The organism is Streptomyces sp. NBC_00057 (assembly GCF_045041165.1).
GTDB lineage: Bacteria > Actinomycetota > Actinomycetes > Streptomycetales > Streptomycetaceae > Streptomyces.
Genome location: NZ_CP108256.1, coordinates 6,990,538 through 7,006,625, shown reverse-complemented (window position 1 = coordinate 7,006,625; position 16,088 = coordinate 6,990,538). Strand labels below are relative to the sequence as shown.

At 69.4% G+C, this 16,088-nt stretch carries 11 protein-coding genes; 1 reads left to right on the top strand and 10 read right to left on the bottom strand.

Annotated features, from left to right (window positions below; all coding sequences use genetic code 11):
* Positions 1–15: 15 nt before the first annotated feature.
* Both OG953_RS32930 and OG953_RS32925 read right to left on the bottom strand, forming a co-directional pair.
* Positions 16–705 (bottom strand): lysoplasmalogenase, encoded by a 690-nt coding sequence (locus OG953_RS32930; protein ID WP_405688875.1) that lies wholly within the window; start codon positions 703–705, stop codon positions 16–18.
* Positions 702–1,580, bottom strand: a complete 879-nt coding sequence (locus OG953_RS32925) for a sterol desaturase family protein (RefSeq protein ID WP_405688874.1) — start codon at positions 1,578–1,580, stop codon at positions 702–704. Before OG953_RS32925 ends, OG953_RS32930 begins: the two co-directional genes overlap by 4 nt.
* Positions 1,581–1,729: 149 nt before the next feature.
* Between OG953_RS32925 and OG953_RS32920 the strand changes: the two genes are divergently transcribed.
* The gene (locus tag OG953_RS32920) at positions 1,730–4,825 is read left to right on the top strand and encodes an NACHT domain-containing protein (RefSeq protein ID WP_405688872.1); all 3,096 of its coding nucleotides are present in this window, start codon (positions 1,730–1,732) and stop codon (positions 4,823–4,825) included.
* Here the strand turns inward: OG953_RS32920 and OG953_RS32915 are convergent.
* The 8 genes from OG953_RS32915 to OG953_RS32880 form a co-directional block, all read right to left on the bottom strand.
* A complete protein-coding gene (locus OG953_RS32915) occupies positions 4,822–5,535 on the bottom strand; it encodes a VIT family protein (RefSeq protein ID WP_405688871.1) in 714 nt (237 codons plus the stop codon). The two genes, OG953_RS32920 and OG953_RS32915, sit on opposite strands and share 4 nt — an antisense overlap.
* A gap of 51 nt (positions 5,536–5,586) precedes the next feature.
* Positions 5,587–6,201, bottom strand: a complete 615-nt coding sequence (locus OG953_RS32910) for a hypothetical protein (RefSeq protein ID WP_266736360.1) — start codon at positions 6,199–6,201, stop codon at positions 5,587–5,589.
* Positions 6,198–6,506 carry a hypothetical protein gene (locus tag OG953_RS32905; protein WP_383708679.1) on the bottom strand — a complete coding sequence of 103 codons (309 nt, stop codon included), beginning with the start codon at positions 6,504–6,506 and terminating at the stop codon, positions 6,198–6,200. Before OG953_RS32905 ends, OG953_RS32910 begins: the two co-directional genes overlap by 4 nt.
* The gene (locus tag OG953_RS32900) at positions 6,485–11,680 is read right to left on the bottom strand and encodes a caspase family protein (protein ID WP_405688869.1); all 5,196 of its coding nucleotides are present in this window, start codon (positions 11,678–11,680) and stop codon (positions 6,485–6,487) included. Before OG953_RS32900 ends, OG953_RS32905 begins: the two co-directional genes overlap by 22 nt.
* Positions 11,681–11,768: 88 nt before the next feature.
* The gene (locus OG953_RS32895) at positions 11,769–12,998 is read right to left on the bottom strand and encodes an amidohydrolase family protein (protein WP_405688868.1); all 1,230 of its coding nucleotides are present in this window, start codon (positions 12,996–12,998) and stop codon (positions 11,769–11,771) included.
* Complete coding sequence (locus OG953_RS32890) at positions 12,998–14,275, bottom strand: amidohydrolase family protein (RefSeq protein WP_405688867.1); 1,278 nt, start codon at positions 14,273–14,275, stop codon at positions 12,998–13,000. The genes OG953_RS32895 and OG953_RS32890 overlap by 1 nt, the downstream gene beginning before the upstream one ends.
* Positions 14,276–14,285: 10 nt before the next feature.
* Positions 14,286–15,170 carry an SDR family NAD(P)-dependent oxidoreductase gene (locus tag OG953_RS32885; protein ID WP_405688866.1) on the bottom strand — a complete coding sequence of 295 codons (885 nt, stop codon included), beginning with the start codon at positions 15,168–15,170 and terminating at the stop codon, positions 14,286–14,288.
* Entirely contained in the window at positions 15,167–15,967 is an 801-nt protein-coding gene (locus OG953_RS32880; RefSeq protein ID WP_405688865.1) for an acetoacetate decarboxylase family protein, read from the bottom strand. The genes OG953_RS32885 and OG953_RS32880 overlap by 4 nt, the downstream gene beginning before the upstream one ends.
* Positions 15,968–16,088 lie beyond the last annotated feature (121 nt).

Genomic DNA, 16,088 nt, shown 5'->3' with positions numbered 1-16,088 from the left:
GGGTCCTTGCCGTTCTCAGCTACTGATACTCCGTTCACGGTACGCCCCAGGGGTGGCACCAGCCCTTTTCGCATCGGGTGCGAGGCCTCCGAGGGTCAGCAGGAACTGTGCGGCGATGTAGGTGAGCATGACCCAGAAGTCGGGGGCGGGCAGCTGCGGCCAGTCGGCGATGCCGGTGGCGATGAGCGCGTCGGAGAGCAGGAAGAGCGCCCCGCCGGCGGCCGCGTACCGGCCGAGGGTGCCGGCGCGGTACGCCATCGCCGTGAGCAGCAGGCTGTAGCCGGAAATCGGAATCCGCATGTCCGCCGGCAGCCCGCTCCAGAGCAGCGCGATGAAGGTGGCCAGGACGGCGGCGTACACGGCCCCGGCGAGCAGCGAACTGCGGGCACGTCCGAAGAGCCACAGATAGCAGATGTGACCTGCGGCGAAGGAGCCCATCCCGATGAGGAAGGCGACATCGGAATCGGGCAGCAGGAACGTGTCGCCGCCCCAGCCGAACAGGAGGGCCGCGACGAGCAGCCGGGGGCCGCGCCGTGCGGCGGCGTACCCGGCCAGCAGCGGCATCAGCAGGGGCTTGGCGACGATGTGGGCGACCGAGACGCCGGCGAGGACGCCGAAGAGGTCGACGGCCGAGGCCACGAAGAAGGCGATGAGCAGCGGGCGTACGAGACGTTCCCGCCGGTCCGTGACGGCTGCGGCGCTCATCCGATGCGCTCCTGGGCGGGGACGGCCGTACGGGCGGCCGTTTCGGCCGGCTGCCAGCCGGGCCCGCGGAAGATCCGCCCGGCCCGCTCGCTCCAGCTGCCCGCCGCCCGCACATCGCGGGCGATGGCGGCGTACTCATGGGTGGCGACACGGAGCGGATTGAAGGTGTCGATGTTCTTGGTGAGGCCGAACACGGGCCGCTCGGTCTCGGCGGTGAAGGACCCGAAGAGCCGGTCCCACAGGATCAGGATGCCGCCGAAGTTCCGGTCCAGGTAGCCGCCCTGCGATGCGTGGTGCACCCGGTGGTGGGAGGGCGTGTTCAGTACGTACTCGAAGGGTCTGGGCAGCTTGTCGATGCGCTCCGTGTGCACCCAGAACTGGTAGACGAGGTTCGCCGACGAGCAGAAGGCGAGCGCGGCCGGATGGACACCGCAGGCGATGAGCGGCACATAGAACGGCCAGACGGTCAGCGAGGTCCAGGGCTGGCGCAGCGCGGTGGAGAGGTTGAACTTCCGGCTGGAGTGGTGGACCACATGGCAGGCCCAGAGGATCCGGATGATGTGGTGGCCCCGGTGCGACCAGTAGTAGAAGAAGTCCTGCGCGAGCAGCATCAGCAGGACGGTCCACCACAGCACGGGGACACGGAGCGGGGTCAGCTCGTAGACCGCGGTGTAGATGGCGACGATGGGCACTTTCCACAGCAGGTCGAAGACCAGGCTGCCGAGCCCCATGGTGATGCTGGTGACGGCGTCCTTCGCCTCGTACCCGGCGGCTTCGTCATCGGGATGGAAGTGGTGGAGAGCCACTTCGAGGACAGTGAGCAGGACGAAGGCCGGTATGGACCAGAGTACGACATCGGGCAGGTTCGGCGGCATGCGAGCACCGTAGAGCCGCAGGTCGGCCGGGCACCAGACGTTGTTACCAACAAGTATGCGAGACGCGGTGTCAGCAGTCTTTGGTGACTTCTGCCAATGCGGGCATCGTACGATCCCTGTACTGGAGCTTCCGTGGGGGAGGAACTGCCGTGCAGGGTCTGGAAGTTGCGATGTTTCGGCTGGCCACTACGGTGATCGGCACGGTCACCAGATCGCTGGTGACGCCGAAGCCCGGCGCGGGCCTGGTCCCGGACCCGGTGCGCCCGCTCCCCCGCCCGGCGAAGCCGGACCGCCTGGCGAAGGTGCTCGGCGGGCGGCTGGCCCAGTCGTACGCCGGAGTGCCGGAGCACGAGCGGCTGGCCGCCGTGGAAGCGGTACGGGACACCTTCGCGGCAGCGGGCGAACTGACGGCGGACCGGCTGTTCGCCTTGGACCTGGAGCCCGAGCGACTGCGCGCCGAGCTGTCGGCGCCCGCCACGGGCCTCTCGGAACGTGCGGTCGAGCTGTACGAGGAGCTGCTCGGCCGGTGCTGCGCGCATGTCGTGGAGCAGCTGACCGCCCAGCCGTCGTTCGCGGCGCGGGCGGCGGTGGAGCAGGTCCGCGCGGCGGAGCGGACACGGGAGCTGGTGGAGGACGTCCGGGCCCGGGTGGGCCCGCGCCCGGACGCGGCGGCGCTGGACTTCGAGCGGCGCTACGCGGAGTTCGTGGCCGCGGCGAACAGCCGGATGGGGTTGTTCGGGCTGACGCTGGGGCGGTCGGCGAGTGAGTGGCGGCTGGAGACGGCGTACATCAGTCTGGCGGTGAGTTCCCATGACACCAGTCCGCAATGGTGGGAGCTGTCCGCGCCGGACCGGGTGACGGTCAGGGCCGAGCAGGCGCTCCTGGAGACCAACCGGCTGCTCCTGCACGGCCCGGCGGGTTCCGGGAAGAGCACGCTGGTGCAGTGGCTGGCGCTGAATGCCGCACGCCGCACGTTCGACAGCGAGCTGATGGACTGGAACCGCTGCGTACCGTTCGTCCTTCGGCTGCGCGCCTTCACCTCGTACGAGACCCTGCCCGCCCCGGACGACTTCCTGCGCGCGGCCGGTATTCCGCTGCACGGCGCGGCGCCCGCGGGGTGGGCGGACCGGCTGCTGACCGAGGGCCGGGCGCTCGTCCTGGTCGACGGGGTGGACGAGGTCCCGATGCGGCTGCGCAACCGGACCGAACGCTGGCTCAAGAACCTGATCGCGGCGTACCCCCGGGCCCGCTACGTGGTGACGACCCGGCCGTCCGCCGTCCCGGACGGGTGGCTGGGACAGCAGGACTTCGTCGCGCACTCGCTGCTGCCGATGGAACGGGACGACATCCGCGCGTTCATCGGGCACTGGCACGATGCGGCGAGGGCGGAGTGCCCGTCCGACGACGACCGGGCGCAGCTCGACACGTACGAGGGCTCGCTGCGGCGGGCGGTCGGAATGCGCCGGGATCTGGGCCGGCTGGCGACCAATCCGCTGATGTGCGCGCTGCTGTGCGCGCTGAACCGGGACCGGCGGATGCAGTTGCCGCGCGCCCGCAAGGAGCTGTACGACGCGGCGCTGGACATGCTTCTCGTACGCCGGGACACCGAGCGCGAGATCGTGGGCGTCGAGGGCGTCGACCTGACCCGGGAGGAGCAGACGGCGCTGCTCCAGCGGTTGGCGTACTGGCTGATCCGTAACGGGCAGGTGGAGGCGGATGGCGAAGAGGCCGTCGCGATGGTGGCGGAGTGGCTGCGGGCGATGCCGCAGGTGCGGGGCACGGCGGAGCAGGTCTTCTCGCATCTGCTGATCAGGAGCGGACTGCTGCGCGAACCGGCCCCGGGCGCCGTGGATTTCGTACACCGGACGTTCCAGGACTACCTGGGCGCGAAGGCGGCGGTGGAGGCGCGGGACTTCGGGGTGCTTGTGCGCCATGCGCATGATGACCAGTGGGACGACGTGGTGCAGATGGCAGTGGGGCATGCGCGGGTGGACGAACGGGCTGTGCTGCTCGGCAAGTTGTTGCGCCGCGCGGACCAGGAGCCCGACCATGAGCACCGGCTGGTGCTGCTGGCGGCGGCGAGCCTGGAGCACGCTCCGGAGCTGGACCCGGACATACGGCAGAGGGTGGAGGACCGCACCGAGGGCCTGCTGCCGCCGGCCACGGTCGAAGACGCCGAGGCGCTCGCGAAGGTCGGTGAGCTGGTGCTGGGGCTCTTGCCGGGTCCGGATGAGGTGAACGAGAACGAAGCGGCCGCGATCGTACGGACTGCGGCAAAGATCAAGGGAGACGCGGCGTACGAAGTCGTCTGCCGCTTCGGGGGCGATGGGCGGCAACAGGTTGCGGTGGCCCTTTCCGAGGCCTGGAGTTCCTTCGCCGCGGATCTGTACGCGCGCGACATCATGGCGGGCCATGCCTGGGACGACGGCAGATACGCCTACGTCCAAACCAGGGACCAGCTGGCCGCGCTGCGTCATCTCCCGCACGCCCGGTGGGTGCATCTCCAGGGCGACCACGAGGACTTCCCGCAGGTGACGTCACGACCGGACGTGGAACGGCTCTTCGTCTTCCGCAACCGGGAACTCGACGATCTGAGCCGTATCGCGGCCATGCCCCGGCTGCGCGAGATAGGCCTCAGCATGTGCCCGTGGGTCGAGGATCTCGGACCACTGGCCCGGCCGGGTCTTGAATGGCTCTCCCTGGTCGAACTGCATCCGCTGCTGGACCCGGGCCCGATCGGGGACATGCCCGACCTGCGGCAGCTCACACTCAGCCACCCATTTCTCATCGAGAGCATCGGCGAACTCCCCGTACTCCACCGGCTCACCAACCTGTCCCTGTACCAGCAGACCAGGTACGTGAGCCTGGACGGGCTCGAACACTGGTCGGCCCTGCGTGAATTGACTCTGAGCGGCACCACGCATGTGCGGCAACTGGCGAGCATGGCCCCGCTCGGCAGGCTGGAGTCCCTCACCCTGCATCAGCTGTCCCCGCTCGACCTCAGACTGCTCACACCACTCACCGAGCTGGGTACGCTCTGCCTCTTCCAGTGCGAGGCACCGGACGGATTGGCACCACTGCGCGAGTTGACCGGCCTCATGTCGCTGGAACTCGCCGCGTACTCCGGCCCCGTGGACCTGACGCCGTTGAGTGGCCACACCGAGCTGACCATCACGCTCTCGTACGGCACCGTGGCCACCGGCACCGAACTCTTCCCGCCCGAGCGCATCGTCCGCCGCTCCTAAACGCCCACCGCCCCCAGCAACTCCCCCGCCCCATAGGTGACCGCCATCGCCACCGCTCCACCGCCCATGTTCCGCAGCACCGCGGGCCCCGGCGCCGCATCCCCCAGCCGTGCGCTCCACCAGCCCGTCAGTGCCAGCGCCGCCAGTACCGACAGCACGGTCACAAGGAGCCGCAGCGACGACGGGGGCAGCACGATCGCCAGCAGGGGCAGCAGCGCACCCGCCGTGAACGCCAGGAAGCTCGCGCCCGCCGCATGCCACGGGTTCGTCAGCTCGTCCGGGTCGATGCCCAGCTCGACCTCCGCGTGGGCGCGCAGCGCATCGCGTTCGGTGAGCTGGAGGGCGGCCTCGCGGGCGACCTCACGGCTCAGCCCCTTGCCCTCCAACAGGCCGGTGAGTTCGACCAGTTCGGCCTCCGGGGCCTCCGCCAGCTCCCGTTTCTCCGTGGCCAGCGCGGCCCGCTCCGAATCGCGCTGGGTGGAGACCGATACGTACTCGCCCGCCGCCATCGACATGGACCCGGCCAGCAGTCCCGCCAGGCCCGCCGTGAGCAGGATGCCGCGGTCCCCGGTCGCCCCGGCCACGCCGACGACCAGGCCCGCGGTGGAGACCACCCCGTCGTTGGCGCCGAGCACCGCGGCACGCAGCCAGTTCAGCCGCGCGCCGAGGCCGTTGCCGTGCGGTTCGTCGTGCGCCTGGGTATCCGTCACCCCGGGATGGTCTCACTCCGCCCGGTCACCGGACGCGTACCGACACCACGCTCAGCACTGTGGTGTCGGCGTGAGCGACCGGACATCACCTGCCGGTATGCGCCGCAACTTCCCCTTGCCGCCCGTCTTGATGGTCACCGCGTCGCCATTGCTCAGCACCAGTTCGCCGCATGTGATGCCGACGGGCGTGGAGACCAGGACTTTCGGCCCGGCCGGCTTCTCGTCCTTGGCCGCTTCGGCCGGCACGACCCAGGAGACCGCGATGGCCGCCACGATCGCCGACAGCCCGACGACCGAGCAGCGCCGCGCCGCGGTCAGTGCGTCGTGGGTGTGCTCGACCTCGTCCATCACGGCAGACAGCAGCTTGTCCCCGCTCAGCCACATGCGCTGCCCGAGCTGACCGTGCGCGGCACGCACCGCGACGAGCGCTCCGGTGAGCAGCAGAGCGAACGCCAGAACGAGGAGCGCCGCCGTCGTCCAGCGCCATGTCGCGGGCATGCCCGCGACGCTTTCGCGGCCCTTGAGGACGAAGACGACGCCGACGAGCCCCGTCAGTGCCGTGAGCCCGTTCCGCCAGCCCTCGGCCTGTTTCCGTACGGCGGTGAGCTGTTCGAGCTGGAGCTGCTGGCCGAGCTGCGCGAACCGTTTCCTGGTCAGATCGGTCATGGCACCGGCACGTCCCAGAACGCGCCGCAGCCGGTGTCCGGCAATTCGGACGGCCGGTCCGGATGCGGGAATCCGCACTGGCAGTAGACGAGGATGCTGCCGGTGAGCCGCTCCGGTGCGCGCCGTCGGCCTTTGTACGGGCCGAGCACGCCGTACGCCACCCGGAACACACTGCTCGCGTGGCAGTTCGGGCAGGGGCCCGTGACCGTGTACCAGCGGCCGTCGGCGGAGAGCGCGACGGTGGGGCTGCCGGCCGGCGCGAGCTCCTGTTCCCGGAACGGTGTCAGATCGTGGGCCGGGGGCATCCGGTGCTCCTTTCGTTCGCCGCCGCGCGGTACGGCTCCGCGGGCGGTGTCGGTGCCGGGGCGTCGGGGTACGTGTCGGGCACTTCCAGGCCGAACACTCCCGCGTACAGCTTGAGCCGCTCGACGACTGCGGCGGTGGCCCATTCGAGTTCCCGCGCGCTGACGGCGATCCGCTCGCCGGAGACCCGGCCGCCGAGCGCCGGGGCGCGGCCGGTGTACTCCTCGGTGAGCAGGATCAGATCCTGCCACAGCGGGATCCCGGGGAACTCCGGTCGCTCGACGAGCAGTTCGACCCCGAAGGGACGGTAGAGCGCGAGCCGGTCCCAGGCCCGGTCCATCGGCCAGCCGAAGCGCGCGGCGACCCGCAGGAGATCGATCGGGCCAACCGGCCGGTCGCCGGCCAGGTCGTCGAGGAACATCGCCGTGTCGTGCTGCGTGGGACGCCACTGCGCCCACTCCGCGGTGGCCATGTCGTCCTGGGGCGTCCATGGGCTGCCGAGCACAGCGAACCGGCTCAGCTCCCGCACGCTGTCTCCGAGCGTGCCCTCCCTGCTCCGGGAATGCTCCACCAATTTGCGCACATCGGGCCCTGGGAGCCATTCCGGCCCGGCCGCCGCCCCTGTGCAACTGGCCTCGACATCTGCCATGCTGACGCGGGCGTCGACGAGTTGCGCGGGCAGCGGGCTGGTCTCCGGCTCCATGCCCAGCAGTGGTCCCAGTTCAGAGAACTTCGCGTACACCGAGCCGAGCGGGAGTTGACACGCAGCGGCCACCAGCAGTGCATAGGCAGAGTCCAGACGCGTCGGGCCGCCCGCGTTCTTGAGCCACTTCACACCCCACGACCACGGCATCAGCAGGTTCATGTCCTCCTGGGGAACGGTGAGCCAGCGATCGACAAGCTCCCCGGCCCTGTCGTCCACCAGCCCGGACTCCGCCAGGTTCGTCAGACTCGCGACGATTTCGGCCGTACCGGCCTGGGACCTGCGCACATTGACAGCGATTTCGGAGAGCGGCGCCAGATAGGGGGGTGGGATCTCCCGTCCGCTGCACACCTCGTAGGACTCGGTAGGGATGGTCGGATCCTCCAGCAGCTCGGCCTCCAATTTACTGAAGACCCTGCCCTTCAGGCCACCCGGCTCAGGAAGCTGCATTTCTCTCGATTTGAACCATGGAGCGAAACGCTCGTACACCTCGCCTACGGTTTCTGATTCCACAGAAGAGGCCCTGGCCCAAGTCCGCAGAGCCGGACCACGCGTTTTCCAGAATCGCTGCCCGAATGCAATATTCACCTGTTCGAATGTCAGGGTCGATTTACCCTCGGGAACGATTCCTTCCATCTCGCCGTCGGTCGAGATCCCGAGCCATCCGTATCGAGTCACCACATTTTCGTACTCTTCTCGAGAAAACATCTCCTCGCCTTCGATCCGCCACCCCATTTCGACAAACTTCGGATGGCGGGATAGGATCGATATTTCTCGACGAGTCGCGACCGAATGTTCAGGAACGTCATCAAGCTCGACATCCAACGGGGCCAAAGGAAATCCTAGTGCAGTGAATCGCTTCGCCCGCGCCAGCGACTCACGCCAAGAAAGTTCCCCCTGCACCGAGAATCGGCTCAGCACAGACACAACATCACCGAACGGTCGACTCTCGTCCTCGTCCACCCCCGTCCACAGCCGGATCAGCGGTGTGCCGAGTCCCTCTCGACCATCCGTGAGCAATGCGCAGTCCACCGAGTCGAGTTCCGTGCTGTGCGCGACTTCGAGATCGGGAACAGAGGGAACTCGAACACCGGCAATCACGTACCGCCGCAATCGGCGCACTAGTTCCGCGAATGTCAGAGGGCGATCCCCGGTCCGTGACACCGTCGCCTCTTCGAAGTGAGCTCTTTCCCTGAAACGAAAGGCGGCCATCCGGCTCTCCCAGGAAACCGGCTGCGGGTACCCCGCCAGCGAGTCCGGCACCGGCGCGTCGGCCCATTTACTACCCACCGGGATACGGACAGAGCGCAGGACAGCCGCCCGCCACGCCAGCAGTCCGGGTGGGACCCACTCGAGGACCTCCCTCAGATAGCTGGGGAGCGTCCCGTCTCTGAGCATATAAATATCCATCGGAATGCATCCGACTTTACGCAGTGGAACTTCCGCACCCCGATCCCAGCCACTCGTACTGACAATCAGCGCATCGTCATCGAGAAGTCTGGCGACCAGCAGTTCCGCACTACCGAAGTCACTGATCGCGAATTTCCAAAGCCACTCCACGGTGAACCACGGAGGAAATTCCATGCGCTGAGCCAATTCGCGAACGTGGCTCGTCATCCAATTTTTGTCGAACTTCAGGATCTGGGTCCTGCTGGTGTTCAGATCCGGAGAATGAGTCTCCCTGAGGTCCACGACGCAGCCGTACGGAACCGCATCCGAAGACGAATAGTTCCCTACATACCCGGGCGACCTGCTCGGCGCCTCTTCGCGGCTGTTTGTCGGCGTCCAGATGCCGTCGACGAGCAGGCAGCCCTGCCCAGGAACCCACCACACGTGCTGACCAGCCCTTACCGGCCCCGAAGCCTCCCCGTCGTAGTAGAGGACGCCCTTCTCCCACTCCTTGACCACGGCGCCGTTCCGCTCCACCCGCATGGTGTAGTCGCAAAGCCATACCCGCTTGGCCAGTTCGTTCGCCACGTCGATCACGTCGCCATTGAGATAGAGGCGCACCCGGGTCCCGCCTCCCGGCTGGGCGGCGTCGCTCTCCTTGATACGGAAGAGGCTTCCGCTCGACGCGATGTCCACCCGCAGCCCGCGGCTGGATTCCGGGCGGCCGAACTCGTCCGTGACGCGGGTCCAGATGCTGATCTCGTCGGCCAGCATGAAGTAGCTGAACACACCGATCCCGAAGCGGCTGTTCGGATAGAGCCTGAGGTCCTTGTCCACCGCGCGCCAGCGGGCCTGTTCCCTGCGGTACTCCCTGGACTGCTCGAACCGGCGGCCCGCACGCGAGAAGGTGCTGCGCAGCGCGGTCTGGCCCATGCCCACGCCGTTGTCCTCGCACTCCACGTACGGGCGGCCGTCCTCGTCGACACCTTGCCGGAAGACGATCTCGCCGTCCCAGCCCTGCCGGATGCCTTCCTTCTGCTCGCCGTACAGCACCCGTGCGTTGCGGTAGCGGCAGGCGTCGAGGGCGTTCTGGTAGAGCTCGCGCAGGGCCAGGGTCCGGTCGCCGTACAGCTGGGAGCCCATGAGGAGTTCACGCATCTCGTCCTCGGCGAGGCTGAAGCGCATGAGCGGCAGTCCGTAGGCGTCGCCGCGGCCCGCGGCGTCGTACTGAGGGCGCAGTCTGCGGCAGGTCACACGTTCGGGGAGGTGGGTGAGCGGGCCTCCGGTCTCGCCCGACGCGAGGTGCTGCTTGATGTGCTGCACGGCGTCGTCGGCCCAGCCGGTCAGCGTCTCCAGTGCGGCGTGCACCGCGGGGTGCGGGCACGGCAGGTCCAGGTCGAGCGAGGTCCCGAGGCGGTCCCTGGACCAGCGCAGCTCCTGGACACCGGCGACCGCCTGGGCGGGGACGAGGCCGTCGGTGACTCCGATGTTGTCCACCAGGACGCCCGGCATGTCACGGAGGTCTCCGCCGAGGAGGCCCGCGAGGCCGATCAGCCAGGACAGTTCACGCGGCCGCCATCGTTCGGCGGGGCCGTTGCGCGGCAGGACCTGCTCCGGCCCCTGCGGTCCCTCGGCGGGTTCGCGCTCCCCGGCGTACGGCTGCGACGGCACCACGGCGGTCTGGCGGCAGACCCGCATCAGCCCGTCCATGAGTTCCGCGGACCGGACGGACGCCTCACCGGTGCCGAGCAGCGCGGAGGCGAGCGGGGCGAGCAGGCCCGGCGCGTAGGTGTCCCAGAGCTCTTCGCGCCCCGCGACATGGCGGTGCATCAGCCAGGCGGCGACGGCCCCGGCCTCCTCCTTCGCGCCCCGGCCCGCCAGTTCGCGCCCCTTCCGCCAGATCAGCGGATGCGCGGCGAAGGTGTGTTCGAGGTCGATCCGGGCCTCGTCGCGCCCCGGTTCGCCCGCCGCCGGTTCGAGCTGGAAGGGATTGGCGGCCGCCGCCTCCTTGACGCCCATCGCGTAGACGGCCTCGCGGACGAACGGCGCGGCCATGAGCACGGCGAGCTCTGACGGGTCCAGCAGCGGACCGCCGTGGGTCACCGACGGAGCCAGCAGCGCCCGCAGTCCGCTCGTCAGCACCCGTACCGGAAAGCCGTCGTCGGCCCAGGGGTCGGGGATCTCGGTCAGTGACTGCGCCCGCAGCCTGGCGCACTCCAGGGCCAGCCGCTCCAGGGCCTTCTGCAGTTCGTTTCTGCGGTCCTCACCGCACTGGACGGCTGCCCAGAGCTCCGGGTCCCGGATCGCGACCGACCACTCCTCCTGAAGTGTCTTTCCGGTGCAGAGTTCGGTGCCGGCGATGGCCGCGGGGCCGCTCGGTGCGTAGTGCACGGTGGGCCGTTGCTCGTGCTGGGCGGTCCGGGCGAACTCCGCGGTTCTGCGGACGGTGTGGGAGATGACGTCGCTGACGGTCCGCGGGGACGTGTCCGAGGCCAGGGCGTCCGCGAGCGCCCTGGTGAAGTGGCTGCCCTGGAGTTCGTCCGAACCGCAGGTCTGGCCCGCCGCACAGCCGAAGACGACGGCCACCCGGTCCCGCCACGACGGAAAGTTGGTCGCGGGCCCGCCGAAGGAGCCCACACCGTCGGGTTGTTGCGCATCACGGCAGGCGTCGATGGTGAGCAGGACCGTGCCCGCCTTGCAGCCCTTGAGCAGCGTCGTCAGATCGAGGCCGATCAGGCTGTCGGCGTCGACATGCGGCGGATCGGTGGACCAGTTGAGCTGTGCCTCCGAGGGCACGAGGTAGTCGGCGCCGTCGACGGACAGTCCATGGCCGGTGAAGTGGATCAGTACCGTGCCGTCCTCCGGCGCCGTGCAGCAGACCCGGCTGATGGCGCTGACGATCCGGGATCGCAGAGCCGGCCGGTCCGAGGAGAGCCCCAGTGTCTCGACGCTGTATCCGGACGAACGCAGCGCGGCATCCATCAGCTCGACGTCCCGCTGCACGGCTTGGGTCAAGTCCGTGAAATGGTCGCTCAGTTCGTACTGCGGCACAGCGATGAGCAGTGCCTGCCTGCTGTTCCCCACGGCCGTCGCCTCCCCCCGTCGGGCCTGATCGTGCAGATCACCATGCCACAGGTGAACGGCGGACCGGACGGGGTTCGGCGACCACGGGTCACCAGACGCGTACCGACCCGCCCGGCGCGAAGGCGGGGCTGGTCGCGCCGGCCGGGATCTCCTTCAGTGGTTCGGCGATCGCCTCGACCGTCGGGCCGACCTCGGCCGCGATGCGGTCGAGCGCCGCCAGGTCGAAGCCGTAGACGCGGGCCGCGTTGCCGCCGGTCATCGCCGCGACCTCCTCGGGCTCCACGCCCGCGTACGCGATCCGCAGGGCCTCCCGTGTGTACGGGGCGGTGCCCTCGTCGTGCGGGTAGTCGCTGCCCCACATGATCTTGTCGAGGCCGATCCGGTCGCGCAGCGGCACCTCGTGGGGGCGCATGAAGCTGGCGCCCACGTAGCAGTTGTCGCGCCAGACCTCGCTGGGGCTCGCGCCCATCGAGGCGGCCAGGCCCGCACCGAACCTGGATTCGGCGGTGGTTGCCCGGGTCGCCGCCGCGACCAGGCGGCCGTGGTAGTAGTCGAGCATCTCGACGACGCCCGGGATCCAGCCGGAGCCCTGTTCGGTGAGGACCAGTTTCAGTCCGGGGTGGCGGCGGAAGGCCCCGCAGAAGATCAGGTGCCACAGCGCCCGGTGGGAGAACCAGGTCGTCTCCACCATGAAGACGGCGCGGGCCGCCGGTTCGTCGCCGAGCGGCGGGGAGGCCGAGCCGCCGTGGTGGTTCACCGGTACGTCCAGCTCCTCGCAGACGGCCCACAGCGGGTCGTACACCTGCGAGTACAGCTCCGGGACGCCCGAGCCGGGCGGGGCGCCGGGCAGCAGGATGCCGCCGGTGAGGCCCGCCTCCTTGGTGCGGCGGACCTCGCGGACCGCTTCCGCCGGGTCGTTGAGGAGGATCTGTGCCACGCCCGCGCGCCGGCCCGGTGCCTGCGCGCAGAAGTCGGCGAGCCAGCGGTTGTGGGCGCGCAGGCCGGCCCAGCGCTGTTCGTACTCCTGCCGGGAGGGCGCGGGCGCCATCAGGGAGGCGGAAGGGAAGAAGGGCGGGATGGTGTTGGGAAAGACGACCTCCGCGACGATGCCGTCCGCCTCCAGTTCGGCGAGGCGGCGCTGCGAGTTCCAGTTGCGGTCGGCGGTATCGGCGACCAGGTCCTCGTACGGGTTGACGTAGGCCGCCGCCCAGGCGTCGAAGTCGTCGCGGTGCTTCGACTCCAGGTAGGGCCTGTAGTCCAGGAGGTCGGCGCCGGCGTGGCAGTCGGCGGAGATGACGGTGTAGCGCTCGCGGTCCATCAGTCGGCCCCCAGGACCGGGAAGTCGTGGCCGGTCAGCCAGTGCCGGCCGGTCTCGCGCGAGCGCGCCCAGGACGCCTCGACCGCCGCCTGGTCGGTGCTCTGGCCCAGGTCGGCGGGGGTGGGGCCGATGCGCTCGGCGATCGGGGCGAGCTTCGACGTGTCGAAGCCGAAGACCTCGGCCGCGGCGAGGCCCAGCATGCGGCGCGTCTCGGCCACCGGGATGTCGTGGAAGGTGTTGCGCAGCCAGTTCGCGGTGTTCGGCCAGGTGCCTTCGGGGTGCGGGAAGTCGCTGCCCCACAGGATGTTGTCGACGCCGATCTCGTACCGCTGGGCGAGTTCGCGGCGTTTGGTGTTGGTGGCGCAGATGAAGACCTGGCGGTCGAGGTACTCGTGCGGGGGCCGCTTCAGTTCGGCGAACGGGGAGAGTTTCTTTCCGCCGTGGGCGCCGAGGTAGAGCCGGTCCATGAACCAGAGGAGGTTCGGCAGCCACCAGCAGCCGGACTCGGCGACGCCGAACCTCAGCCCGGGATGGCGTTCGAAGGCGCCCGACCAGAGCAGGAACCAGAGCGGGCGGGAAGGCCACCAGGTGACCTCGGAGACGTAGATCCCGAGATGGTCGCCGTACTCGTGGCGCGGGGCCGCCCCGGAGTGCGTGACCACCGGCATGGCCGTCTCGGCGGCAGCCGCCCACACGGGGTCGTAACGGCGGTCGTGGTACGGGGCCTTGTCCACCCACATGGAGGGGATCATGAGCGCACCGAGTCCGGACTCCTTCGCCCGGTGGATCTCCGCGACGACCCGGTCGACCTCGCCGGTGACGGGCAACAGGGCGACCCCGCAGTGGCGTTCGGGGTTCTGCGAGACGAATTCGGCGAGCCAGCGGTTGTGGGCCTGCGCTCCCGCCATGCCCAGTTCCGGGTCCTGGTCGCCGGAGAGCCCGAGGCCCACGCCGAACGGGGCGGCAGTCCGGCTGTCGACGGCGTCCGCGTCGGGGAAGACGACCTCGGCCGCCACCCCGTCGCCGTCCAGTTCCTTCAGGCGCCGGGCGGCGTCCCAGCCCCCCTTCAGGCCTTCCTCGTTGTCGTGGAACCACTTGTCGGCGAAGGCCTCGTTGCGTACACCGAGGCGGGTCATCTCCTCGCGGCGGCGGTCGCGCCCGGCGAGGAAGTCGTCGAAGTCCCGATGGAAGCGGGGGTCGAGATAGGGCCGGTACTCCTCGGTGGGCAGCCCGGCGTGGCAGTCGGAGGAGATGATCAGGTACGGGTCGTCGGTCATCGCTCGCTCCTCAGTCGAGTACGAAGTTCTCCAGGTACGACGGGTTGGTCCGGTCGAGCATCGACTGCGACCTGGCGCGGATCTGCCGGTCGCTGTGCTCGCTGTCCGGCAGCATCCAGAAGCGGTCGGCGCGTATCCCGTCCACGACGGTCCCCGCGACGTCCTCCACCGGGGTGAACTCCACCTCGTTGCCCGCCGCCCGCATGGCGGACTCCCACTGGTCGAGGCTGCGGTACGGGGTCCTGCGCGGGCGCTCCTTGGCGTACCGCTCCGGCCGGTTGCGGTGAGACTCCCACAGTCCGGTACGGAGCATGTGCGGGCCGGGGAAGAGCACCGAGGCGCCGACCGGCGCGCCCTCCGCTCTCAGATGTGCGTACAGCGACTCGGTCATCGTGACGACGGCGGACTTGGTGACCGCGTACACGGCGGCGGTCGGCAGCGGGGCGATCCCGCCGTCGCCGGACGAGGTGTTGACGACATGGCCGGGGCCGCCGCCCGCGATCATGCGCGGCACGAACGCCTGGATACCGTGGAAGACACCCCACACATTGACCGCGAACGCCCACTTCCAGTCGTTCGGCTCGTGCTCCCACATCCGGCCCTCGGCCCCGGAGCCGACACCGGCGTTGTTGCACAGCACATGAACGGCGCCGAAGGTGTCGTACGCGGCTTCGGCCAGGGCCTGTACGGATTCCCGCTCGCCGACGTCGACGACCCTGGCCAGTACCTGCGCACCGTCCTGGCGCAATTCGCCCGCCGCCTTGTCGAGCGCGCCCTCCTCCACATCGGCGAGGACGACCTTCAGCCCCTCGGCAGCGAACCTGCGTGCCATCGCGAGGCCGATGCCGCTCGCGGCGCCGGTGACGACGGCGACCTGGCCCTCCTCCAGTCTCATCGGACGCTCCCTTCCGGCGGGCCGTCGTGGATCTGCTGCGGGTCGTCGTAACGCTGGTGGATGTACGGCAGCAGGGCCTCGGCGCTCACCCGCTCCACGGCCCTGCCCTGCTGGTCGCTGGTCTTCTCGCCGATGGTGAGGTCGACCAGCCGTCGTACGGGGAGGTCGGCGACCGGGTCGTACATCGACTCGCGCAGCACCACATCGCCCGAGATGCGTTCCAGTCTGCGGACCTTCTCGTGACGGGTGCAGTGGATCAGGACGGGGTCGGAGTCGAAGCCCTCACCGTCCACCGCGGGCAGGAATTTGAAGTAGAAGTCGAGCTTGACCGTCGGTCGGGGCAGCGGGAGCGATCCGCTGACCACGCCCCGCACCTCGACGAACGCGATGCCGTGCCGGGCGAGCGCGGCCCGGACGACGAGGCCGTCGCGTTCGACGGTCACCTCGCCGAGCTTCTTCGGTTCGCCGAACACCTCACGGCCGCCGATCAGCGCCCGTTCATGGGTCATCGGCATGACGAGCGGATACCAGCCCTCGTGGCCGTCGTGGACGGCGGCGACGGCGACGGAGCCCGCACCGAGTGGGTAGCCGGGGAGATCGACCGTACTGATGTTGGCCCGGACGAGAGGGCGCTGCGCGGGTTCGAGAGGCGGCGGGAGGACGGCCGCCACCGCGTCGGGGTCGCTCTCCCAGAGGGCCACCACGCCGGTGGACCAGATGTCGGGGAGTGTGGAGCGGGCCGCGCGGGCCGCCGCGATCTCGGCCTCGGTGCGCGCGCCGTACCGTGCACGTGCCATGCCGTACCACCCTTCTCGATCGTCCGTGAATCCGTTCTCCGTGTCTCCGTGTCCCGGTTCTCCGCACCGGGTCCTGTAACACAGTTACACCGACGTCGATGAAGGGTAAATAGGCATGCAC

Bases quoted from the DNA above. Each gene is read 5' to 3' on its own strand.
- OG953_RS32895 (WP_405688868.1), bottom strand. From the start codon at position 12,998: ATGGACCGCGAGCGCTACACCGTCATCTCCGCCGACTGCCACGCCGGC.
- OG953_RS32885 (WP_405688866.1), bottom strand. From the start codon at position 15,170: ATGAGACTGGAGGAGGGCCAGGTCGCCGTCGTCACCGGCGCCGCGAGC.
- OG953_RS32930 (WP_405688875.1), bottom strand. From the start codon at position 705: ATGAGCGCCGCAGCCGTCACGGACCGGCGGGAACGTCTCGTACGCCCG.
- OG953_RS32890 (WP_405688867.1), bottom strand. From the start codon at position 14,275: ATGACCGACGACCCGTACCTGATCATCTCCTCCGACTGCCACGCCGGG.
- OG953_RS32905 (WP_383708679.1), bottom strand. From the start codon at position 6,506: ATGCCCCCGGCCCACGATCTGACACCGTTCCGGGAACAGGAGCTCGCG.
- OG953_RS32925 (WP_405688874.1), bottom strand. From the start codon at position 1,580: ATGCCGCCGAACCTGCCCGATGTCGTACTCTGGTCCATACCGGCCTTC.
- OG953_RS32910 (WP_266736360.1), bottom strand. From the start codon at position 6,201: ATGACCGATCTGACCAGGAAACGGTTCGCGCAGCTCGGCCAGCAGCTC.
- OG953_RS32880 (WP_405688865.1), bottom strand. From the start codon at position 15,967: ATGGCACGTGCACGGTACGGCGCGCGCACCGAGGCCGAGATCGCGGCG.